Source organism: Pseudoalteromonas sp. Of7M-16, assembly GCF_022347805.1.
Lineage (GTDB): Bacteria > Pseudomonadota > Gammaproteobacteria > Enterobacterales > Alteromonadaceae > Pseudoalteromonas > Pseudoalteromonas luteoviolacea_F.
In genome coordinates this window covers 1-24,637 of sequence record NZ_JAKRFY010000027.1, presented here as the reverse complement: position 1 = coordinate 24,637, position 24,637 = coordinate 1, and the positions used below count along the sequence as shown (strand labels likewise).

Genomic DNA, 24,637 nt, shown 5'->3' with positions numbered 1-24,637 from the left:
TATCTGTGTAGATAGATAAACATCCTTAAAATTAACGATATACGCGTACGTTTCTTACTTGCCCTTTAAACGGGTATGTGTTCTTTGGCGTAGAACCTATGCTCAATGGCACATCATTTTGATTTGGTAGCACAATGCTTTTGCTGCCCATAGACTGACCATCAATGCTTAAAGATAAAGTATTACCATCTAGCTGCATTTCCAGTTTGTGCCACTTGCCATCAGCAAAGTTACCCGCATTGACCCCTTTGCCATTAATACGCGCACTGATCACACCTTTTTTGTTGACCTGAATGTAATAAGCGTTTTGTGTACCGTAATTACCTTTAGATAACATGAAACCTGTTTTGGTCGTGCTGAAGTCTTGATATTTAAACTCCAGTTCAATTTTGCTGAATTGGTCAATATCACCAAGCTCAACACGCTGATCAACACCATTAAATGTGCCTTGGTATTCACTAAAAACCTTGCCGTCTTGGCCGTGACCAGACAGGTCACACACGCTACCTTGAAGTGACCATGCACCAATTAGGCCTTCACTGATTACTTTTTTCGCACAGCGACGTTGTTGCAACTGGCTTGCATACAAGCTCTCAATATCTGTTTGCTGTTGCACATAGGCCTGTGGCATGTCAGCAAGACTTACGTCATACCTTTGCTGGCTTTCAAAACCATTAAATCCAGCACCTTTTAAGCCGATCACATAGGGCATAATTACCCGACCGTATTTGCTGTCATGGCGCATAAATGCCCATTTATCAATCGCTTCATTTTGTGCTGTATTGGTCACATTCCAAAATACTAAATGCTTGAGGTGGTTAGGCTGTGCGCCGACTGAACCGCCCATATACCCATAATTCCAGCCGCCTTTGCTGTTTTCTATCAAATTGCTGTACGGCATATTTGCATGCAAGTTATGAAATCGTTTTGATGAATGGGAAGAACCTGAAATCACATTGCCAGCCGCTTTGTGTGAAAAACCAGCGGCATGCCAATGCTCAGCTTGATCATCAATATTTTGTGCTAGCACATGCGTTGAGGCATTGATATCTAAACTGATGTGGCCCGGGTTACCGGTAAATGCGACGTCTTTTATGGTCATCGCAGCACTATTTACTACAGATACACCTTGGTTCAAGTCGATGAACTCAACGTTTCTTAACCATGCATTGGCGACTCTTGAGAAGCGGATAGCACTCCAGCCACCGTCATGTACGCCGCTTTTATGGTGTTTGAACGCTTCTTGCCAATTACCTTGAATTGTTAGGTTTTCAACACCAATATTTTGTAATAGTGGCGCTTTTTTCAATCCCCAGTAGCCATCGCTGGTAACATCATGGTGGATCACCGCCGCAAACGTGACCACATCACCTTCTAAGGCTGTTATTTGATGATACTCTTGTGAGCGAAGACCTTTTTTGATCATGCCCCAGTTGCCGTCTAGCTTGTAAGGGGAGAGTGCTTTTGCAATTGTTTCAGGACGAGGATCGAATCGAGACAGCTGAATCCACTGGCCAACCTTAAGTAAAGATGCATCACGAACCTGCACAGAGCGTGTAGACTGTCTCGGGTGACTAGAAATAACATCGGTAATAAAACGCTCACCACTGGGTGATGTCACTGCTTCACGTACACCTTTTACTTTAGGATCACGATTTGAATAGTTGTAACCAATTTCGAGTAAGTATGGACTTGTCCACATTTTGTTTGGATATATCAAATCTAAATGCTGGTCCATTTTTAAAATACTTTGCTTGCTCTCACCACGTAATACCATATTTCCGCGAGATACTTTAATGGTTGCGCTTGCGCGACTTATTCGACCATTTGCAGTATCGGACTTATCGATACCATCTACGTCGGACAGAGTGTTGAGGTCGTAAGTCCCATTGGGGAAATAAATGACGGCACCTATACCGCCTTGATCAATATGCTGCTCAGCGGCGGCAATTGCATCACGAACAGCTTGCTTATCTGAACGACCAGGCGCGATATCGGCACCAAAACCTGTGACGTCAAAAACACGGTAGCCCAGTTCATTCACTTGGGGAATTGACTGATTCGAAAATTGATATCCAGCGTAAGAGAAATTAGCAATGATCTGATCATCTGCCACTTGACTGTGTGGATCTCTTAGATCTGACTGAGTTGATCTCGAGTCTAAATAGCTATGCCAGAAATCGTTTGCATAACTTTGAAATGGTAGCCAGCTTGTTGCAGCACATAGTGCTAACAATAGGGGCTTATTGGAAAAGTGTTTCATCTCTAACCTCAAATAACTACAGTGTGTAGTGGTATTGAGTAGATCTGGCAGTCACATCCCTAATGAATATTCATAGTATTCCTAACTATGAAGCAACCCCGCTATCATGTGCTCTGCTTATAGAAACAGTGCCTTTAGACCGGAAGCTTTGCGTCCTAGACTTTCATCTAGTTTGCCAGTAACTACAGTTTGTATAAAATTCAGGAGGAATTTATAGGAAGGTTCCAAATAGGTCAAATACAAATTAGAGCTAAAATCCTAATCTGTTGTTCAATCAGGAATTATAATTTATTAAAGTTTTACTACAGATAAAATATTCCCACTTAAAGGTACTATTCTTCAACAATATACAACCCTATTTTCTTATACTAACCGACATACACAGGAAAAAAGGTGCAAAAAATCAGCTTATTCAGACAATTTATTGAGATAGAAAGGCTGGTTTTTTATCAATTGCACTTATGTTTATGTGCTTCATTCACTCACAAAGCGCAGCGTAAACCTTGCGCCGCCTAAATCTGGACAGTCGTCCACCTCAACAGTGCCATGGTAACGAGAGATGATTTTGGCGCTAAAGGCTAGCCCGATCCCAAAGCCTGGGCACTGTTGCCTATCCAGTCTGACAAAAGGCTTAAATACAGTCGCTCTTTTTTCTGCATCAATCCCCTGACCATCATCACTTATACTGACTGCTATGTCGTTATTTTCATAAAAGACTTTAACTGCACACTTGCTACGCCCATATTTAATAGCATTATCAATGATGTTTGACACAGCCATATTCAAATATCGTAAATCGGCATTGATACACACACTCTCTGATGGCAGGGTAAATTCAACAGATCCATGATAGGTATTGGAGATTAAGCTCGATAGCATCTGAGCCAAGTCCATTTTATTGGGTTTTGCGTCATCTAAACTATGCTGCAATCTCGCAAAATCTAGCATATGTATGAGTAATCCTTCCATATCATCTAGTTGCTGATTTACTCGAGACTCATACTTGGTTCGCAATTGCTCATCTTGAGCTTCAACGAGCGTATCCAGCCCCATCCGTACCCGCGCCAACGGGGTCCTCAACTCATGAGATAGGCCGCCTGCCAGCAACTTAATATCATCCATTAAGAGACTAATTTTACTGGCCATTTGATTAAACGATAACTCAATATCACGGATGTACCAAAGCGTACCAACCTGTAACCTGACATCAAGCTGACCGTCTCCAAGTTTGGTCGCAGCCGCACTCAATCGCATTAAACGTCTGACAAAGGGCGCTAAAAAAATAACGATAACGATGACCAAAAGGAGGTAAAAAGACAGTGTTAAGGAAAGGCGATAGTCTTCTTTTTCAATTTGTTTATCGTACTGGTAGATTAAAATGTCGTGCGTACTGGTCAATAGGTGTACCATCACGTGCTCTTGCGTTTCTAAATAAACAGGCTCTTGCCTTTTCAATTGCTCCTGTAAAAGAGCCGGTAGCGGATACTCGTCCATTGCACGCGTATACAATATGGCGTTACGTTGATTATTCTCATCTTTCATGAGGTTGGGGTCAAAATCAGATACCTCACCTAATGCCATTAACTTTAAAAGCGGCAAGGTAAGTGACAATTGCTCGCTCACCAAAGGCTCGCTAGTATCGTCTGATGAATATAATGTATCGAATATTTGCCCTAACAAGATACTTGCGATCAATAAAACACTCACGAGCGCAACAACAAACCGCCACATATTGTATTTGTTCCTTTAATTTATCGGCTTACCAAGTGTCTTTCGCCAACTGATACCCTTTACCCCACACTGTCGCTATTTTGTATGGTGCTTGTGTATCACCCAACTTTTTGCGAAGTCGAGATACTCGTAAGTCGATAGTACGGTCAAACCCGTCGTATTCGAAGCCGCGCAACTCCTGCACCAGATCCTGTCGTGTCACAACACTTCCAGCGCGACTCGCCAGTACCCAAAGCACATCAAATTCATTGCTTGAGACTTGGATATTGTTGCCATTAAGTGTTACTTGGCGATTGTCAGAGTCGACTTCGAGTGCACCGAGCACCAATCGCTCACTCACCGTAGCTTGCGTAGCAGCCGAGCGCCGTAGGAGGGTTCTCATTCTCGCCTCAAGCAACCGACCTCTTACTGGCTTGGTTAAATAGTCATCGGCTCCCATCTCTAGACCCAATATTTCGTCAACTTCCTCATCTCTGGCAGTTAACATCAATATAGGTGTTTGCATCGACTGTCGAAGTGCTTTGCACACATCTAAACCATCCATACTAGGTAACATGCCATCCAAAATAACCAAGTCAGGCTGTGTTTTTTTTACACCTTCAAGGCCAGCTAACCCGTCATGATATACGGATACCTGATACTGCTTTGCTTCGAGATAATCGGCTATCCACTGTGCCAATTCCACATCATCCTCAACCAACGCAATCTTGCACTCATTCATCCTAAATTCCTTAAAACATTCGCCAACGAACGGCTTTGCTTTTGCGTTTTTTATAGATCCAAGCATATTTAACTTTGTCGCTAAATATCACTTTGTCACTGCTATTTTTCAAACTCATCACGACATCATCAGTCATGACCAATTCGCTTTTCCACTGTCCTCGATTGTTGCGCTGCCAGCAGTGCAGCCGTGTTTCATTGGCAAATAAACAAAAATTGCCTTCATCGCTTACCTGCCAATTGACCGAAACATCGATAAAGCATTCCTGGCCTTGTTCTAGTGCAACACATTGTTGTGGTTTAACGATAAAGTTGGGGTTATTGGACGCAGCAAAGGTTAACGTCGGGGCTAATAAAAATCCAAAAAGATACTTGTTCACATCGCCCCCTAAAATACGTAACTCAGAGTGATGTTAACATTGCGACCTAACTTACTACGGTTAGATACATACTTTAGTGCATCAATAGAGTAGGGGCTTTTATCTATACTACTTGCGTAATCTGTAAACCCGATAGAACCATCAACCACCCAGCTTTCACTGATTGGTTTAGTAAAGCCGAGTTTAAGTAATGTATTCACACCACCTGATGCTTCATATGGTGCTACCCGAGAAGATTTATAAGGCACACCGTAATAGTAGTTCAACATATTACTGTTACGATATTGAAACCCGATAGAAGCGTAGTAGTTCCAATTTTTTACTTGCCAAGATCTGGCAACCCAAAGAGAAGCGTAAGCACCACCATCGTACTCACTGTTATCCGCTTTAGGCGCTAAAATGGTTTGTATTTGGTACTGACCAATTGCACCTGTAGCGCGTAAACCAACATACCCGGTCAAATCCCTGTCATCACTATAGCCTGCAAAATTTCCTTCTAAATATCCATAATAAGTCATGTGGGAATGCGCAGAAGAGAATATGAGATCAAATTCCCACTCATTGGTATTGTACAGGTTGTAACCCATAGCCCAGTCAGGTTCAAACTTACTATCACTACCAGGTACTTCAACAAACAGTCCATTTTCGAAGTAATAGTTGCCATTAATATTTATCAGTGGACGAGTCGCGATGTTTGAAAGTAGCCCACCACCGTATGACGCGCCAATACCTAACGACAAAAAGCCACCAGCTTCTCGTTTATTGGCAAACCCATCCCAAAAGCTAGGAGCTGTTTTTCCGTAAACGCTAGGCATCCAGCTCAAACTCACCAAAACAAGGCTAGCAGACAGCCATTTAAATTTAGAGTCCATAGCAGTTTCTTATCTTTATTATTTGCTAATTAATATATTGAAAAAATGATAAAAATATCGTGTCGGATTATACCAAAGTGTATCAAATTGTACCTAATTACAAATTACCAAAAATAGGGAATAGCAGACATGATTGGAAAGGGGGTTTACAAGTGAGCGCCAAGATTAAATCATAGCGCTCACTTTTAGCTGTTAATGTGACTGTAACTTTTGGAGCCTACGATAATAATGTAACAAGGGTTCTGTGTAGCCATTAGGCTGTTGCTTACCTTCAAAAACAAGTGCCAACGCAGCTTTATAAGCTAAACTATCCGCCTTTGGGTGGCCATGTTCACACATTGCAATATAGTGCGGATCACTGCTGTTTTGACTATCTACGACACTGGCCATTTTAGCAAATGTTGCCAATACCAACTCTTCGCTACACACCTTATGTTCTAGCCAGTTTGCAATATGCTGACTTGATATCCTCAATGTTGCTCTATCTTCCATTAAACCCACATGAGAAATATCTGGCACCTTTGAGCAACCTACACCTTGGTTTATCCAACGCACAACATAGCCCAAAATACCTTGAATATTATTGTCTAACTCAGCTTGAATATCTGACAGAGAAAGAGAAGAGGCATCATGCAACAAAGGAGGAGTCAATAAGTCTTCCAAACACGCATGTTGAGAACGCGAGATTTTGACTTGTTGAGCTAGAACATCAACCTCATGATAGTGGATAGCATGCAGCGTTGCAGCAGTGGGTGAGGGGACCCATGCAGTATTTGCTCCCGCTTCTAATTGTGCTGCTTTTAAGGCCATCATCTGCGCCATGTTATCTGGTTTTGGCCACATTCCTTTACCAATTTGTGCTTTACCTTTGAAGCCTGTTTCTAAACCGACTTCAACATTCTGGCGCTCATAGGCCGAGATCCACGGTTGAGATTTGATCACTTCTTTTGGCCTAACAGCTCCGGCAAGCATAGATGTATGGATCTCATCTCCGGTGCGATCTAAAAACCCTGTATTTATGAATACAACACGAGATCTGGCAGCTGCTATGCACGCTTTTAAGTTGACAGAAGTACGTCGCTCTTCATCCATGATCCCCATTTTAATCGTATTTTCTGGCAATCCCAATGCTCGCTCTACAGCGTTAAATAACTCGGTTGTAAAGGCAACTTCCTCGGGGCCATGCATTTTGGGTTTTACAATATTTATACTGGCAGATTTGCTATTCCGATACGGGCTATTACCTCTCAGGTCATGCATGGCGGCAACTGACGTTACCATGGCATCAAGTATTCCTTCAAAGATTTCTCGACCTTCAGAGTCAAGTACCGCAGGGGTTGTCATCAAATGACCCACATTGCGAACAAACATCATTGCTCTACCACTTAGAGTAAAAACCTCGCCATGGAGTGAGTTATAACTTCTGTCATTCGCTAGGCATCGTTCAACTGCCAGACCATTTTTTACAAACTCTTCAACTAAATTGCCTTTATTCAAACCGAGCCAGTTTCGATAAACCACGATTTTATCTTCAGCGTCCACAGCCGCTACAGAGTCTTCGCAATCCATAATCGTTGTTAAAGCTGACTCCAAGATCACGTCTTTGATCCCCGCTTTATCAACCTTTCCAATAGGATCCTCATGATCAATACAGATCTCAATATGAAGGCCGTGATGTTTTACTAAGACCGCAGCAGGATTTTGCAATTGCCCACAATATCCGATCAATTGTTCTGGATCTGCAAGCGTCACCTGACGGCTATCATTCAATGTCACAATTAAACGACTATCGACAATGCCATAGTGGGTGCTTTCAATATGTGAACCACCGTTCAGAGGCAATATTTTATCCAATAGTTGCCTTGCATACGCCATCACCTTAAACCCGCGTACAGGGTTGTATTCTTTACCTTTTTCAGCTCCTTCATCTTCACTTATCACATCCGTCCCATACAAGGCATCATAAAGGGAGCCCCAACGCGCATTGGCCGCATTGAGTGCAAACCGTGCGTTGTTCACCGGAACAACCAATTGTGGTGCAGCAGCCAGAGCGATTTCAGGCTCAGAATGTTCAGTCACAATGTTGAAATCTGATGGCTGTGGCAACAAATAACCAATAGATTCCAAAAATGTCCGATATTTTTTGGCATCCCAACTGACATTTTGCCGATGATAGTCATCAACCTTAGCTTGTAAGCTATTTCGCTTTTCGAGTAAGGCACGATTTATGGGTGAGAGTGTATCTACAATATTGGCCAAACCATCCCAAAACGATTCAGAGCTAAGGGGTAGACCATCGAGCAACTCTTGATTCACAAAATCAAAAAAGTCAGCATCAATAGTGAGCCCAGCGTTTGTCACAGTTGCATTCATAGCAGAGTTCCTAATGCGAATTAATTTTGAACGGGTTATTCAAAAATAAAGCAATTTGTACAAAAACAAACCCCTTTCGCCATTCATAATAAATATACTCACAATAACAACTATAAATTTAAAAAATTATAAAAGCCGTTCTAGTGTTTAATTAAGCCGCAGCAACTCTCACACATAACGCTTAGGCAAATCTTTTTATTTAGTGTACAACTCGTTCGAAGGATATTAATCATGAGCAATTACCAGTCTCAAATTGACCGCTTTACTACCTTATGCGCAACAAAAACACACAATTGGCAATCAATTAACCCTGAATATGCAAGCAGAATGCACTTACAAAATCGCTTTAAAACAGGGTTAGATATCGCGAAGTACACGGCGAAAATTATGCGTGAGGACATGGCTCGTTACGATGCAGATCCTACACAATACACTCAATCACTGGGGTGTTGGCATGGCTTTACGGCTCAACAAATGATGATGGCCATTAAAAGACACCAAAAAACAACCAAAGGCGCTTATGTATACTTAAGTGGTTGGATGGTAGCGGCACTGCGATCTGAGTTTGGCCCGTTACCAGACCAAAGCATGCACGAAAAAACAGCGGTTCCTAAGCTCATTGAAGAAATATATACCTTCTTAAAACAGGCTGATGCGAGGGAGTTGGATCATTTGTATAAAGCACTCGATACCGCGAAGTTAAATGGTCAAGATACGAGTCAACTTCAATTAGAAATCGATAACTTTGAAACTCATATAGTGCCTATCATCGCTGATATTGATGCAGGTTTTGGCAACGAAGAAGCCACTTACTTGCTCGCAAAACAAATGATAGAAGCCGGAGCTTGCGCCATTCAAATTGAAAACCAAGTATCAGATGCCAAACAATGCGGACACCAAGCAGGTAAAGTAACAGTACCTCATGAAGACTTCCTTGCAAAAATTAATGCTGTTCGATATGCATTTTTAGAACTAGGTATTGAAGACGGGATCATTGTAGCCCGCACAGACTCTCTCGGAGCTAGTTTGACACAAAAAATTCCGGTTTCTAAACAGCCCGGGGATATCGCTAGCCAATATACAGCATTTTTAGACACCCAGCCGATTGTCGACCTTGATCAGCTTACAGATGGGGAAATGGCCATCAAGCTAGAAGGCAAATTGCAAAAGCCAGTGCGCTTAGACAATGGACTTTATCAATTTAAAGAGGGAACTGAAAAAGATAGAGTAGTATTGGACTGCGTAACAAGTTTACAAGCAGGTGCAGATTTATTATGGATTGAAACAGAAAAACCCAATGTAGACCAAATTGCTGAATTGGTTAATCGCATCAGGGAGCAAGTACCTAATGCCAAGCTGGTTTATAATAATTCGCCTTCATTCAATTGGACATTAAAATTCAGGGAGCAGGCGTACGAAACACTCAAGGCACAGGGCAAAGATATTTCAGTCTACCCAGATCCAACAGTTGACCCTAAAGCGCTTATGGCACCAGAGCTTGATACCACCGAACTTGCACAAATCGCAGATGAAAAAGTAAAAAGCTTTCAACTTGATGGCGCAACACAAGCAGGTATCTTTCACCACCTGATCACCTTGCCAACCTATCACACTGTCGCATTGAGTACTGACATTTTAGCCGAAGGCTATTTTGGGGAGCTCGGTATGCTTGCATACGTACGAGATGTTCAAAGACAGGAAATCCGCCGTGAGCAAGCTTCAGTAAAACACCAAGATTTAGCAGGCTCCAACATTGGTGACACGCACAAAGAGTACTTTAGTGGGGACAATGCGCTGAAGGCAGGTGGTGAAGCTAATACCATGAATCAATTTTAGTACAGGAAATCCCAACTTGGGCCCGTTGGGCCCTTTTTGTGCTTATCATTGTATCTTGCAAATATCATCTCCTGCATATTGAGATCACGATTTTACGCACACCAACTGAAACAGATCAGAAAAATACTAGCTGAGTTGCACCAATAAAATACCGCAAGTAAATTGAGGTTAAACACCACTTTTTGACTTAAAAACAGCGTCTATACGCCACCAGTATTGCCCTTGTTGCAACAACTACGGCTGTACGTCGCCTCAATTAATAGGCAGAACACTTTTTTACTAACTAACTTGGCAAGCTTGGATCCACATTTTACTAAGTATTTTTCTTCCCAAATCATAATTTTACTAACATAGCCTACTTCAGAGCAAAATTTTACGTACTGCCAAGCTGTAAACCCCCTTTACATGATCCATATTTGTCACACATTTGTTGCCTAGCATGCAAGCGTTTTGATTTAACATGAAAAAATATGAAAAAAATATTCGCCTCTGTGCTATTTACTTGCATACTCTCTACCAACTCAGCAGTTGCAAGTATTGATATTGAAGAACTTAAGCAGCTTGAGAAGCAAGGGAAATATCAAATCGCGTTGGATTTAATCGAGCCATGGCGTCTAGAAAATTTAAATCAAGAAAAAGCACTAGATATTCTATTGATCCAAGCTGAAATTTACCGAAAGCAAGGGTTGTTCAAAAAAGCGCTCTCGACACTCAATCATATAGAACAGCATTACTACTTAAGCACAGAGCTAGTCCGTACTCTAAATAATGAAAAAGGCATTAATTATAGGCGTATGTCCCGTCTTGCAGAAGCTGAAGAGCACTATTATAAAGCCTTAAAAGCGGCACAAGAACTAGAAGATGATACTCTAATAGGCTTAGCTTACAGCAACTTGGGGACACTTTATGACCATAAAAGTCAAATTGCACAAGCTATGCAGTTTCATTTAAAGGCACAAAGTTACTTAAAAGGCAGCAGTAACCATAGTATCAAAGCGAGTAACTTTTATAACTTGGGTGATATTTCCGTCAGGCTAAATGACTATGAACAAGCCGAAACCTTTTTCCGCTGGGCGCTAAGTGAAGATAAAAAAGATGGCAATATTGTCGCTATCGCAGACAGTGCTTTACGTCTATCTCAGGTTTCATATAAACAAGATCATCACCAACTTGCTATTGATAACATATATGAGGCTCTAAAATACCTAAAACAAACCAATGCCAATGAGAGTCTATCGCGCGCATACCATATGCTGGCCAGTAGTTATATGAAGCTAGATAAAGGCGATGAGGCACTTATCAATGCACACCTTAGTTTAGACTTTGCAAAAAAAGCGCAAAGCCAAATACAACTAATTTACGCGCATATCAGCGTATCTCAAGCCTATCTGCATCTTAAACAGCCCCATGTGGCAGAAAATTATATTAGAGATCTTGAGGTATTGGTCAATGATGAACAAGACAGCCCTTTAACAATACATTACTACGAAATCTCAGCTAATTTGGCAAGACAAGTAGGAGAACCAGAACTTGCGTATACTTATATTCGTGATGCATTCAATTTGCATAAAGCGCACGATGAAAGATTTAATAATCAAAAAGCGCAAACCTATCGCAACAGTATTAGCAACTTAGTACAACGCCAGCAACTCGAAGTATCAGAGAAAGAAAAAGCCCTTGCACAAAGTGAATTAAAACATACCAAGTTGATGCAAAAATCTTGGCTCATTGCCGGGCTTTCTGCGCTATTCATTTTTTCGCTGCTTACTTATATTTACTTCATCAAGCATCGTGCCGCTAACTTAGCAGCCAAGTTGTATCAACAAAATCTAAAGCAAAAAGAAAAGATGTTGGCTGATATTTCTCATGAATTACGCACGCCTTTAAGTGTCTTGAAACTGCATATAGAAGCCTTGGAACACGGTTTATTCGAAGATAACAATAAAGCCTACAGTAAGATCAACGAAAAAATCTCGCAGCTTAATTCTCTTATCACAGATGTATATCAATTATCTCAGGCAGAAAATAATGCCATTGCATTGAATGAACAGACCCAATGTCTGCAAACTCTTTCACAAAACTACAGCTACGATATTAAGCGTATGACGGAAAGCCACTCGCTGTCTTTTAGCAGTGAAATAAATATTCCTGAAGGCTCGACCATAACAGTCGACAAACCCAAACTAGATCGAGTCGTTAATAATTTATGTAAAAACGCTTGCCTATATACAGACAGCCCAGGGCGGGTCGTTTTTAAAATGTATCAGGACAAGAACTACTTAAATATACAACTACAAGACTCCTCACCAACGGTCGCCGATGAAGAGCTCCCAAAATTATTTGAACGCTTGTACCGTGTTGAAAGCTCTCGAAGCAGAGCCACTGGCGGTTCAGGTTTGGGCTTGTCAATTTGCAAAAGTTTAATAGAACTCATGTCTGGAAGTATTGATATTAAACGCAGTAATTTAGGTGGACTCGATATATCAATTGCTTTGCCACTAAAATAAGCCAAAACTTTAAAAACACTACTTTATGTACTCAGTAGTGAAAATATATAAAATTAATACAAAAGAATTGGATCAGGATTTAAAACGGAAATTTTCTACCCAACTGATCCGATCACCTTGCGCCTCCACAATACTTCATTTTTCATCCACATTACCTTGATTAAATGAGCAGCATGAACGGGAGGAAACTACTTATGACACAGCGTACAATGAAACACAATGATTGGGTTAAAATTGCCGAGCGGAAAAGGCATCAGTCAAAAGTGCGACCTAAAAAGAAGGGCGTATTGCCTTTTTGGTCTATGCTGCTAGCTGGCTTTTTAATTTTAGCCTCAGCATGGAACTACTGGATGGACACACGATCGAATGACATTGTACATGCTGAGATAAGCCATGATGCCCAAATGCGTATTGATCGCTATTTTGCTAAGCAATATATGATGGGAAGCTGGAAATTAAGCAGAGTTAGCTACAACCAAGGCGAATTAAACGTTTTTGTTCAAATTCCTACGCCTTTAGCAATGAGTAGCAGTGAAATAAAAGGTTATATCAAACAGTCTCTATGTCCACATCCAAAGAGCACTGTATGGAATGATGTAAAGAATAACTCGCTGTATATTTACTTGTATTCCGATAAGCCAAGAAATGGCGACTACGCACTGTGTACTAAATAAAAAAGGGCTTAAAGCCCTTTTTTACTATTGAAACTACTTTAATTCTAACTTTGCCTTTTCAAGCAGCTCTTCTGGTAGCTCTTTGGTTACCGACACACCCAACTCTTTAAATTCGGATGCCTGTTTAATTAAATTCCCTTTGCCAGAATAAAGTTGCCCAAGCGCTTTATCATAGGTTTCTTGTGCTTTATCCAGCTGTTTGCCAACTCCCTCTAGACTATGTAGGAAACTATTCAACTTGTTGTAAAACTTCTCTGCACGTAAGGCCAACTCTTTGCTGTGCTTACTTTGCTCTTCAAAGCGCCATAATTGTTTAACAATGTTTAGGCTAGTAAGCAGAGTGGTAGGCGTTGCTACCAACACTTTGTTCTCTAATGCATATTGATAGATATCGGGTGCATACTTAATTGCTTCAACGAACGCGGACTCAACTGGTATAAACATTATTACCACTTCCGGAGAGTTGAGACCTGGCAAGCGCTCATAGGATTTATCTCCCAACTCTTTTACCCGCGCCTTGACTGCATTCACATGTTCTTTTAAAGCTTGTTGCGCAGATACTTCATCTTGTGCATTCACATAACGTGTGTAGGCATTTAATGAAGTTTTTGCATCAACAACTAAATGACGACTCTGAGGTAGGTAAACAATGACATCTGGCCTGTACTTACCTTGTTCGGTTGTGAAACTCACTTCCCGTTTATAATCATAACCCGGACGAAGCCCAGCACTATCTAGTACATTTTCAAGCATCAGCTCTCCCCAGTTTCCTTGGGTTTTAGTCTGCCCTTGTAATGCCGTAGTTAACTTACTTGCTTGATCAGTCATAGCCTGATTGTTCGCTTGCAAGTGAAGTAACTCTGTTTTAAGCGCAGCCCGCTGTTTTAGGTCCTCACTGTGGATGGCTTCCATTTTGTCCCTAAAGCCTTTAATTTCTCCCTGAACTGGGCTTAAAATCGTTTGAATTTTTTCCTGGCTATGTCGAGCAAATTGCTGGCTTTTTTCTTCAAACAGTTTACTTGCGACATTTTCGAACTCTTGCTTCAAGGTATTTTTGGCTTGCTCTAAATGCGCAATTTGCGCATCAAAAGCCAATTGCTTTTCAGCCAGTTTGGTTTCCATATCTGTTAACTGTAACGCCAGTTGATGCGCTTGCTCTTGCTCTGTCTGCGCTTTAGTTTGAGCTTGCTGCCACAAACCATAGTACTCTTTAACTTGAGCATGCTTTTCCGCCAACCTTGCTTGATATTGCTGCGCTTCACCGTGGGTTTTCAGTTGCAGCTGCTGCGCCACATTCAATTGCTCTTTCAGCTCATCGTGTGCATATTGCAGTGAGTCTATCTTATTTTGTGCCATGGCCTGCAAGGAGCGCGTTTTTTGCTTAGATAAATAAGAAAAAACCAACCAGCCTAAACCTGAAATGGCGGCACCAGACCCTAAAAGCACCATAGCGACTTGCCAAGGTAGCGAAGAAAAACTAGTCCAAAACATAGGGTAACCCTAACAATTAAATCTAGTTAAATCATACCTTAGAGAAGTTGATCAATCACTTACAAGTGAGGTTAATCTGCCAATTAAAATAGTGTGCCAACCATTTTAATTGGCACTGAGAAGTAGGGAGGTTAGCTGTTTATATGCTGTTCATTGAACCTATATCCTGCACCATACACAGATTCAACAATTTTTGGGGAAATATCGATATTTTTAATTTTCTTGCGGATATTTTTTATATGGCTATCAATTACGCGATCTGATATATCAAAATTGTCAGGTTGAATATGATCCAATATTTGTTGTCGCGAAAACACCCTGTTAGGCGCATTGTAAAGCATAGCAAACACATCAAATTCAACTTTAGTTAAACTTAATGACTGTCCTTTTAAGGACACCAATAACTGTGATTCGTTAACTTCTATATCAGGCGTATCCGAAACAGCAGGCGCACTACAACGGCGTAATATAGCCTTTATACGCATAACAAGCTCTGCCGCGCTAAAAGGCTTACAGACATAATCATCTGCACCAAACTCAAGCCCTTTAAGTCTATCTGACTCAGATACCTTTGCTGTCAACATCACAATAGGTACCATTGAAAACTCTCTAATTTGTTGCATGCACACAACACCATCTTGGTTTGGTAGCATGATATCCATTAGGATGGCATCAGGGCCGTTTTCTCTGACCCAACTAACCACTTCTGCACCGTCGGCTATATGCGTTATTTTAAAGCCTGATGCTTTAAAAAACAGCATGACTTGTTCAGCAATATCAAAATCATCTTCGACGATCAAAATGTGGTTTTTTTCTTCCATTAGTTTCTCTTACTGGCTTTTAATACTCGCAGCTGTTGCTTTATCTGTTTTTTAAGATTTGAAGAAAGTGTATCGTCAAAAAGCAGTGTCGTTAAGATACTTGCTAAATCTTCAGAGCTTGCAACTTCATTTATGAGATCATAGTCGCACAGCGATTGTGGTTCAATAAAGTTTAACTGCGAAATCGTATTTTCATAGCACAACATAATAACCCACCTTAAGTCCAATTCATTTGGTTTTGTTTTCCTATGTGTGTATTAAAGTGAAAGATTGTGGATCAAATGTGGAACAAGGCAAGAAATGACACGTAATACCATTACACGCCATTACAGCGGGTGATATTTAAGTACCGAGAAGCAAAAAAAGAAAAACCAGCTCAAAAGAGCTGGTTATTACAAATACGTCATGTAATTAATAGGGGGAAATCAACATGTGCTCACTGCTGTATGTAATCTCACAATGTGCATAAAGATAGACAGCCCCTTATTTAATTAGTTCAAAAATAATTTAATTTTTTATCAACTCAAGCATTTGCGCTTCATTAAACTCACTTAAATTAACCCCAGTATCAGCAAATAAAGCATCCACCAACGCCTGTTTGTCTTTTTGCATTTGATAAACCTTCTGCTCAATAGAGTTAGCAACAATAAGCTTGTAGACAAAGACAGGCTTATCTTGGCCTATACGGTACGCACGATCTGTTGCCTGATTCTCTACAGCTGGGTTCCACCAGGGATCAAAATGAATAACTGTATCTGCTTGAGTCAGGTTTAAGCCTGTACCGCCAGCTTTTAAAGAAATCAAAAACACGTCAACATCACCTTCAGTAAAACGCGCAATGGCTTTATCTCGATGTCTTGTTTGCCCAGTTAGCATCGCAAATGGTATTTCAATCTCATCGCATAGATTGGCAATCATATCCAGTACAGACGTAAATTGACTGAAAATAATGACTTTTCTACCTTCTTTTAACAAGATTGGTAAATGTGCGCCTAACCATTTAAATTTAGCACTTTGCTGATATTCGCTCTCTTTGTCTACGAGCTCAGGGTGACAACAAATCTGCCTTAGCTTCAGCAATGCATCCAAAAATGCAAGTTTGCTACTTTCAACACCTTGCTCTTTAAACAGATCTATCAAACTAGTTTCAATTTGGCCTTGTACATGCTGATAAAGTGACGCTTGCTCTGGTGTAAACTCAAGCTTTTTAATCAGCTCCGTTTTCGCCGGCAGCTCTCGCACAACTTCAGATTTCGTTCGACGCAATATAAATGGCGCAATCAGTGATTGTAGCTCTTTAGCCCTTTTGCTATCGCGCTCTTTTTCTATTGGTTGCTGAAAGTTTTGCTTAAATTGCTGCTTAGTACCAAGTACATCTGGCATCACAAAATCAAGTAGCGACTTAAGCTCCATAAGGTTGTTTTCTACTGGCGTACCGCTCATACAAAGTTTAAATTCAGCTGATAACTGTTTTACACATTTCGAAATTTGTGCGGTTTCGTTCTTTATATACTGCGCTTCATCAAGAACTATCGAATCAAACTGTAGTTCGGAGTAGTGCGGTAAATCGCGCTTCAACAGTGGGTAAGTCGTGATGATAAAACGGGCTTGGGCTACCTGATTAAGCTGCTTATCACGGTTACTGCCATGCACTGTAAGCACAGGTAAATGTGGAGCAAACTTTTTAAATTCATTTTGCCAATTTCCAACCAAAGAAGTAGGACAGACAATGAGAGACGGCTTGGTCACTAATGTATTGTGCTGAGATATGAAGTAAGCAATAACTTGAAGTGTTTTGCCGAGCCCCATATCATCCGCTAATATTCCACCAAGCTGATGTCGGTTCAAAAACTTTAACCAATTGACTCCTTGCAATTGATAATCACGCAAAGTAAACCGCTCCTGACTATCACCTAACAAAGATTCATTGATATCTACGGGCTTGTTAAGCTCTGCTAAATAGTCTAACAATCGCGCATCATCGGAAACACTTTCCACAGCATCAAGTTCAAATAACTTTTTAGCATAAGAGAGCGGAAACTTAAATTGCGAGCTAGAAAGGTAATAGCTGAAGCGAGATTTTAGAAGCAATAACTCTTCATAAATATCTTTCGAAATCGCGTAGTGCTGCTGTGCAATTTGTACATATTGAAATACGTTTGCGATAGAGTTGACTTCATGGCTAGGGGCCTTGTCCCAATCAAGCAAAATTTGTTTATCATCAAACATAACCTTGCCAATAACATGATGCTTTTTATCTCGCTTAAGTTGCAATGTGACCCTTGGTACCAAGACTTTCTTTGCTTGCTGAATTTCTTCAACCTGCCACATTTTACGCTGTAAATAAGGTCGAACTTCACAGTTGTACCAGTGATAAGAAACCTCGTCCTCAACTGGCAGTTTAAAACCGCCACCTTGCGCCTCGAAACCTAATCCAAGAAGCATTTTTTCGCAGCGATTAAGTTGCTTCTCTGTGGAATACTTTTTCTTGGAGTCAAACAAAGAGAGCGTGAGATGAGTATACTCGCCTTCACTCGCCGACAGCTTAGCAACCAATTTATCTTTATTGATCAGCCTTTCATACCCTTGAGGAGGGGGAATTACATTGTCGGCAAAGATATCTTGAAAGCGCTTGATCACCGCCTCAATCTTGTCTTTTTGTATACTAGGCATGGTTTGTAAATGTGCAATTTCTTGCGCACTTAGTTCAGATTCGATACGGCCGAGCAACATATTTTCAGTGTCTAAATAGACAGGAGGGTCCGATTTTATCAGTAGCCACTGATCTACATCTGAGAGGTGACTGACGAGCTTAAAGCTGTCATTTTCCGCTTGCCAAAAGAAATCCAAATGTTGCATGTGGCCAAATTGCAAAGGCTTACGGCTATTACCGAAAAAACATCGCTTGGTGGCAGCAAGCTGTTGCAGCGCAGCGAACCCCCACTTACCAGCCAATTCGAAATGGCCTGGCGTATTTTGTGAGCGAACCCAACTAAACAGACGATAGTCACTTTCTAAAATATCCTTTGGCGGAACATGTGCATTGAGCTGTTTCTCCGTTAATACACGACCAAGAGGATAATGCCCATCAGGTTTATGGGGTGACACTTTTGGGTTTAATAATACTTCGTTTCCGCGATGCTCCAGTACGAACAGCAGCACGTTGGATGTGTTCAGTCCAGAAGATTGCTGTAGTAATGAAAGCTCGTTAAACCAATCATTGACGAGAAAAGACTCTCCAAAACCACCAGAATGGTCGATTTTAAGCTTTAGTAGTACAGCAGCAATATGGCGACACTTCGGATTGTGAGAGCAAGAACATTGAGCCTCAACTGACGGAGCGCCTTTTATTTGTTCAATTTTTATGTGTTGTGTGAACGTATTACCAAAATTACCAAGTACTTGAGCATCTATTCTCGAGAAATCCTCACTGTGATCAAGAAAGCAAATTTGATCGTCGTTAAGGTACTCCTTGGCCTTCGCTAACATAGCAGAATTAAAGTACTGCTTAAGGAAGCGATCAGATAAGGGGAACTGAGAAGACTGTTCCTGTTTAATTTCTTCAAATAAAGCTAATAGCTGCTCTTTAGATAACTGCGAGGACATTTTTTAACAAGCAATAAAACGTAAAGGACCAGTATATGAAATTACGGTTTTGAGCTAAAGAGCCAAATGGGACTAAATCATGAAAAATTGACTGGTTGGATGTGAAAAGATATAAAAAAGGCCTAGATGATCTAGGCCGCAACATACTAATTAAAACTACTTAACAGTTTTTGCAATTGTTCTAAACGCTTATCTGTTAGCACCTTATCGTCAATTTTGACGGTAATAGCGCCAGAATTAAGGCTTCGTTGCACTTTGATATACTGACTATCAACCAAAGCTTCAGAACGTGTCGCAGAGCTGCTTTCAAATGTAGTGAGGTACTTAGTGATGGCCAAAGCACGCTTTTCATCACTCATTTGGTCATCAAATAGTAACTCATCAGCAATCTGTTCTAGTTTACTTTGAAATTGTTCAGGCTGTTCCTTACGTGCATTGATAAGTTTTTTTGCAACCTCACGTCCTAAGTGGTTTGGCGTAGGGTAGAGCAAAACAACTTCATGCTGGATATGTTGAAAGGCTTTTATAGCATCAGCAACAGCTGTATGAGAAACACCTTCTATTGCCGCTATCTCTCTATAAGATCCTTTATTGCCATTTTCCTGCAACCGTACTCTGGTTTGCTCATACGCTTTGCCAAGCTCCCACAGACTTGGTGCGATATATTGATCTGACGAAACAGCAAGCGCCTTAGCATCGTCGTTAGTGAAGTCGCTTGAAGACAATACAACATAATCAGCACCGCTTAACAAACATGCTTTTCGTCTTCTAGAACCAGATAATACTTGTAGTTTGCCATCTTTTACCCAACATAAAGCGGGATGCATATTCCTGCCATCTTCTTTTATGGCTGGTAAAATATCAGCAACGGATTTTTCATTAAGCAGTGATTGCTCACGCCGATTTTGACCAAAAACAATGGTTTTGCTTTCAATGTCAGAGAATGCGATCACTTCACACTTTAATTCGATTAGCCGATTTGGATCACTTGGCGACGGCATAGTAACGACGTCACCTTGACTCGCTTGCCCCAATAGATCATCCAAGCTGCTTTTTTCAACAGGAGTAGCAAAAGGGTCTAATCGTGTATCATTTTTACGTTTTCTAGCCATTATCTAACCTGTATTTAATCTAAGCTGGATTGTGTGGAAGCCCAATTTGAGCGAATTAACATTTCGAGTTCATCGACAACGTCTTTGATATTTTCTTGTGCTCTAAGCAAAGACTCTCTACTTGCTAATGAGTCCGATGTTTTTTGATCAAAAATCGTATTAAAAGAAGACGAACTAGCTGTTATCGCAGAACTATGATTAATCGGATAACTCATTACCTGTCTGCCAAATGCAGTGCGCACATCTTTTACTATGTCTCGCTGAGAATGATTTCCTTTAACATAGTTAGTCACCAAGAATTGCATAAAGTCCCAACCTTCATGACCGAGTGCAGCGACAGTATGGTAAATTTCACCAAGTCGTTTCAGATACTTATTGTTCGCATCAAAATCTACTGCTTCAGGGTGGACAGGGATCAGCATCGCCGTAGAAGCCATCAGTGCATTGTAGAACATGAAATTAAGAGACGGTGCCGTATCTATCAATATGATATCAAACTCGTCCTTAACAGGCTCTATGACGCGTTCTTTTAGTTTATGATAATGGCGAGTTTGCTCATAACTACTCGACTCTTTTAATTCTGTAGCTGTTTCATGCTCAAAATAAAAGTCATCCATGCCGGAAGGCAATATACGAATATTTGGGATATGTGTTTTTTGGAATGAATCCGCAACAAGTTGTTCCCAAGTTTCGTTTTCCTCGAGCTCTATGCAATCTCGCATTAGATCACCAACTGTGATCGGATCATGTTCACTTGACGGGAAAAAACTTGATGAAGATCCTTGAGGATCCAAATCAATGATCCCAATGCGATATCTCTTAATATTTGTTGTAGCAAGCGCTGCCGCCAAATTGACGAGGGACGTTGTTTTACCGCAACCACCCTTTAGGCTGTTTATCACAATGACTTGAAGCTTATCCTCAAGATCTCTGTGATCTGCATTGATCCCTAAAATATCAGCCATAGCAAAAATGTTACTCAACGTATATGCGTAATGGCCATTAGCGCCTTTTTGAATGTGCAGATGATCAAAATCACCTTGATCATGGCGGCGTTTTAATGTTCTGTTATTAACGCCTAACAGATCCGCAGCAGCCTTTTGTGTATAAGTACGTAGTTCTTTGTCTTCGGACTTAAGATGAGCTCTATAGTGTTGAATGCGGCCCTCAAGGGATTGTTCTGCTACTTCGGCAGTTGCTTTCAACAATTTATAAGTGGAAAGTGCATTGCTATTGATAGACATACGTATATTCCTTAATTTTATGCTTAATATTATAATGTCCATCAAATAAAAGGTAAACCACTAAAATAAGAGACATCCAAAAAATATAGGATTTAAAATTTATCTTAAGAATAAATAAGGAGTTTAGAAATGGTTAGATATATAGGTATATAAGGATAAGGAGATAAATTTCATATATAAGCTATTGTAAATAAAGTAATTTTAATAAAATAGTAGATCACAAAAATACGTAGTAAAGATCAGATCTTTATATACTGCCAGATCAAGAAAATACTAACTTACTAATTGAGTTTCATTATAATAACAGCTTATCCACAATGTTATAAACAGATTGGGTGTTCAAGATCAAAGTTGTACTAAGTTAAAACAAAGAGTTATCAACAAAATCACTGGCAACACTAAGATTAAGTAAATAAAGATCTGATCTATACTACGAATAGATCAGATCTTTACTAAATTAGATCGATGTTATGCACAACTCGGTATTGAAATCAGCTCCAAATAGCGTTTCTTGAGTGATTTTCTCCTAAATAACGAGGATTTTCCTACACTGTTGGTAAAATTATGATCTCATAATACCAATCAGTAGGTAAAATTGTGATCTCTAAAAAAACTTGAACTCAGATCAGTTTTTTACTAACTTTAATTATTAACTTTTTCCTTTGAATGTGTTGTTATTAGCTGTCGGAAGAATCAGGAAGTAAAAAAATGAGCCGCAAGGTAAACATCTCTGTTGACAATCTACCAGACTCACTTAGAGGTCAAATTCATGGAGTGGAAAGTGCAATCGATAATGAAAGTTTAGCACTTTTTACTGACAACAAAGATGTGCGAATTTCATTAGAAAACACCAACCATGGCTTGAGAGCGTATTCAAACACATTTAATCACTATGATTTATGGGGTAGGTTTGTACGTTCTGGACATAAAAAACTTCCTTTAGAGGAAGCTCCCAAAAAGACGATTATAACTAGAAGAATATCAGAAAAAGTTGATGGTATTTTATACGATGGTGAGATTAAAATTACTCCTGCTGTTGTAAGTAGTAAAAAAGATGGTGAAGAAACGGAGTTTTTAGTTTGGCCGTCTGATCGAGAAGAAAAAGTTGAAAGAGCACTTATTCGACTTGCATCAAAAGGCAAAATAGTAAAAATAAATTTTAAGTCCGGTATTCAATATGCTGTGATTTTTTCGATGAATGAATTGGCTCAGGAGTTAAAAGCTGTTGGTCAATCAATGCCTTACCCGCAGATCAAGGAGTCTTTGGAAGCTTTACAAGGCTCGAAGCTTTCATTTAAATATCGCGCAACCGATACTAAAAATAGCGATGTAGATGATTCTTTTTATGAATCTAATATGAACTTCTTATCCTCATTACATTTCAGTGGTAAGAAAGGACAAGGTGGAAATATCAAATGTGTAGCCTGTTTAAACGCATTTGTTCATAATATGATCGATAACCTTGAATATAAAGGTTATTATTTCAACAGTGCCCAAGAGCTAAAGCGCGGTTTATCCCGCTGGATGATGCTTAGGCTGTATCATTTGTGGCGCTATGCTGCACCTGGAAAAACTTACCATTTCAGACTGCTTTCAATAATGGAAAAATATGGCTCTATTTATTCAACGGATGAAATTACAGACAATAAACTGAAAGCACTTCGTAGAGATATGACTACGACAATGAAAGATTTGATAGAAAAAGGTGCTATTTCAGAATATAACATTTCTAATGTAAAAGATGATGATACTGGCCGAATTATCGACTATGTGTATGAAATGCATCCTTCTACACAGTTTTGTGAAGAAATTTTAGCTTTGAATAAACATAACAAGAGAATTGAAATTCAAGGTGGAAAAAGATTGGTCGAAACGGCTGAAATTATCGATGAAGATATTCTAGAAGCAATCGTAAAAAAGTAGTTTGCTAAGCCAATTATGTTAAATTGGCTTTTAAATTTTGTTTTAGCAAGCTTACTCTAAATTTTCTAAATATATTCGCTCAATTAGATAGCTATAGTCCTTCTTTCTGGTATCTTCAACTTTAGAGCTGAAGTTACTTAAACTGCCTATTTTAGTTTCCTTTTGTGGGTTTAATAGAATAAAGGGCAGTGCACCACTGACATGATATCTATTTTTGGCTGTAAATCTAACATTAACTTCTGGTGTTACTCGAGTAGGCCTTTTTATCCTTAGTTTAGTTTTTTCTCCTAAACTAGAGAGCCTAACTTTTTCTAATTCTACGATTTGCTGCCAGCTTTGCTGATCGATAACTCTAGGGTTGGAGTAACCTGATGATTTATTGAGCATTTCTAATGCAACTTTCTTTGAAAGCGTAGTTGTAGAATGCTTTTTCATCCATGTGAACCTTACCGAATAAGGTATAGAATCTTCAAAATGTATTTTCCTATACGCAGCTAACGTAATTAAATTCGGTATTGCATTGTGTACAGCTTCAAACCTGGCGTCATTATTATTAATTTCAAGAACGGTATTTTTAAACTGTTCTTTGGATTTGTTTACTTCAACTAGTCTTGACTTAATTTTTCCATCTGCATCATCGACAGCAATTAAACCTGGATGGCGAGTTAGTATTTTGCTACTCTTTTTTTGACCAACAAATAGATCCGTAATTCCGTTTATGCATTTATCAAATGCTTCATTACCCGATATTTTTGTAACTTGAATCTCTTCAGGCGCTTTCTTTTCATCTTCAGCTTTGATTTCTGGTAATTGATAATAACTAGAATAGCTAATCTCTTTTTCTTTTAGTTCTTCGCAAAGGAGATTTAGCTGATCGAATAAGTAATCAAAACTACTTCTTAATATTAACTTTGTTGACATGATCTTTATATGTATGATGTGTTCCTATAATTATAGCTAAAAACCTTATTTTATTCCAATTGTAATTACCAGAAACCGGATTACCAGAAACCGGATTACCAGAAACCGGATTACCAGAAACCGGATTACCAGAAACCGGATTACCAGAAACCGGATTACCAGA

The 24,637-nt window shown here is 39.9% G+C and carries 18 protein-coding genes and 1 riboswitch; of the genes, 4 read left to right on the top strand and 14 right to left on the bottom strand.

All coding sequences use genetic code 11. The features are described from left to right. Positions 1 to 31: 31 nt before the first annotated feature. The 6 genes from MHN81_RS21980 to MHN81_RS21955 form a co-directional block, all read right to left on the bottom strand. The gene (locus MHN81_RS21980) at positions 32 to 2,263 is read right to left on the bottom strand and encodes a DUF4955 domain-containing protein (protein WP_239426724.1); all 2,232 of its coding nucleotides are present in this window, start codon (positions 2,261 to 2,263) and stop codon (positions 32 to 34) included. An 88-nt stretch (positions 2,264 to 2,351) separates the two neighbouring features. Further along, positions 2,352 to 2,450: riboswitch (cyclic di-GMP riboswitch) on the bottom strand. A 287-nt stretch (positions 2,451 to 2,737) separates the two neighbouring features. Next, complete coding sequence (locus MHN81_RS21975; RefSeq protein ID WP_239426723.1) at positions 2,738 to 3,994, bottom strand: ATP-binding protein; 1,257 nt, start codon at positions 3,992 to 3,994, stop codon at positions 2,738 to 2,740. Between the two features lie 28 nt (positions 3,995 to 4,022). Beyond that, complete coding sequence (locus MHN81_RS21970) at positions 4,023 to 4,715, bottom strand: response regulator transcription factor (protein WP_023400147.1); 693 nt, start codon at positions 4,713 to 4,715, stop codon at positions 4,023 to 4,025. Positions 4,716 to 4,725: 10 nt separating this feature from the next. After that, the gene (locus MHN81_RS21965; protein ID WP_023400148.1) at positions 4,726 to 5,094 is read right to left on the bottom strand and encodes a DUF3019 domain-containing protein; all 369 of its coding nucleotides are present in this window, start codon (positions 5,092 to 5,094) and stop codon (positions 4,726 to 4,728) included. Between the two features lie 8 nt (positions 5,095 to 5,102). Then, on the bottom strand, positions 5,103 to 5,966 hold the full coding sequence (locus MHN81_RS21960) for a MipA/OmpV family protein (RefSeq protein ID WP_023400149.1): 864 nt from the start codon (positions 5,964 to 5,966) through the stop codon (positions 5,103 to 5,105). Positions 5,967 to 6,158: 192 nt separating this feature from the next. After that, entirely contained in the window at positions 6,159 to 8,339 is a 2,181-nt protein-coding gene (locus MHN81_RS21955; RefSeq protein ID WP_239426722.1) for a malate synthase G, read from the bottom strand. A 231-nt stretch (positions 8,340 to 8,570) separates the two neighbouring features. On the opposite strand from MHN81_RS21955, the gene MHN81_RS21950 reads away from it, so the two are divergent. The 3 genes from MHN81_RS21950 (at position 8,571) to MHN81_RS21940 (ending at position 13,356) form a co-directional block, all read left to right on the top strand. Then, positions 8,571 to 10,175: an isocitrate lyase gene (locus tag MHN81_RS21950; protein WP_239426721.1), complete on the top strand. Its 1,605-nt coding sequence runs from the start codon at positions 8,571 to 8,573 to the stop codon at positions 10,173 to 10,175. Positions 10,176 to 10,645: 470 nt separating this feature from the next. Then, positions 10,646 to 12,682 (top strand): ATP-binding protein, encoded by a 2,037-nt coding sequence (locus MHN81_RS21945; RefSeq protein ID WP_239426720.1) that lies wholly within the window; start codon positions 10,646 to 10,648, stop codon positions 12,680 to 12,682. A gap of 194 nt (positions 12,683 to 12,876) precedes the next feature. Further along, a complete protein-coding gene (locus tag MHN81_RS21940) occupies positions 12,877 to 13,356 on the top strand; it encodes a hypothetical protein (protein ID WP_023400153.1) in 480 nt (159 codons plus the stop codon). Between the two features lie 33 nt (positions 13,357 to 13,389). Here the strand turns inward: MHN81_RS21940 and rmuC are convergent, their stop codons facing one another. The 6 genes from rmuC to MHN81_RS21910 all read right to left on the bottom strand — a co-directional run bounded on the left by rmuC (position 13,390) and on the right by MHN81_RS21910 (position 21,630). Next, positions 13,390 to 14,847: a DNA recombination protein RmuC gene (rmuC, locus tag MHN81_RS21935; RefSeq protein WP_239426719.1), complete on the bottom strand. Its 1,458-nt coding sequence runs from the start codon at positions 14,845 to 14,847 to the stop codon at positions 13,390 to 13,392. 131 nt (positions 14,848 to 14,978) lie between these two features. After that, the gene (locus MHN81_RS21930; protein ID WP_023400155.1) at positions 14,979 to 15,668 is read right to left on the bottom strand and encodes a response regulator; all 690 of its coding nucleotides are present in this window, start codon (positions 15,666 to 15,668) and stop codon (positions 14,979 to 14,981) included. Next, positions 15,668 to 15,874: a hypothetical protein gene (locus MHN81_RS21925; RefSeq protein WP_023400156.1), complete on the bottom strand. Its 207-nt coding sequence runs from the start codon at positions 15,872 to 15,874 to the stop codon at positions 15,668 to 15,670. Before MHN81_RS21925 ends, MHN81_RS21930 begins: the two co-directional genes overlap by 1 nt. 301 nt (positions 15,875 to 16,175) lie before the next feature. Next, positions 16,176 to 19,274: a DEAD/DEAH box helicase gene (locus tag MHN81_RS21920; protein ID WP_239426718.1), complete on the bottom strand. Its 3,099-nt coding sequence runs from the start codon at positions 19,272 to 19,274 to the stop codon at positions 16,176 to 16,178. Positions 19,275 to 19,420: 146 nt separating this feature from the next. Next, positions 19,421 to 20,386 (bottom strand): ParB N-terminal domain-containing protein, encoded by a 966-nt coding sequence (locus tag MHN81_RS21915; RefSeq protein ID WP_239426717.1) that lies wholly within the window; start codon positions 20,384 to 20,386, stop codon positions 19,421 to 19,423. Between the two features lie 14 nt (positions 20,387 to 20,400). Beyond that, positions 20,401 to 21,630 (bottom strand): AAA family ATPase, encoded by a 1,230-nt coding sequence (locus tag MHN81_RS21910; protein ID WP_023400159.1) that lies wholly within the window; start codon positions 21,628 to 21,630, stop codon positions 20,401 to 20,403. 708 nt (positions 21,631 to 22,338) lie between these two features. Between MHN81_RS21910 and MHN81_RS21905 the strand changes: the two genes are divergently transcribed. Beyond that, positions 22,339 to 23,553 carry a hypothetical protein gene (locus tag MHN81_RS21905; protein WP_023400160.1) on the top strand — a complete coding sequence of 405 codons (1,215 nt, stop codon included), beginning with the start codon at positions 22,339 to 22,341 and terminating at the stop codon, positions 23,551 to 23,553. Between the two features lie 51 nt (positions 23,554 to 23,604). Here MHN81_RS21905 and MHN81_RS21900 read toward each other — a convergent pair whose 3' ends face one another. Further along, positions 23,605 to 24,474: a DNA replication terminus site-binding protein gene (locus MHN81_RS21900; RefSeq protein ID WP_023400161.1), complete on the bottom strand. Its 870-nt coding sequence runs from the start codon at positions 24,472 to 24,474 to the stop codon at positions 23,605 to 23,607. After that, positions 24,446 to 24,637: hypothetical protein (locus MHN81_RS21895; RefSeq protein WP_239426716.1), on the bottom strand; the 192-nt coding region annotated here is incomplete at its 5' end. The genes MHN81_RS21900 and MHN81_RS21895, both read right to left, overlap by 29 nt.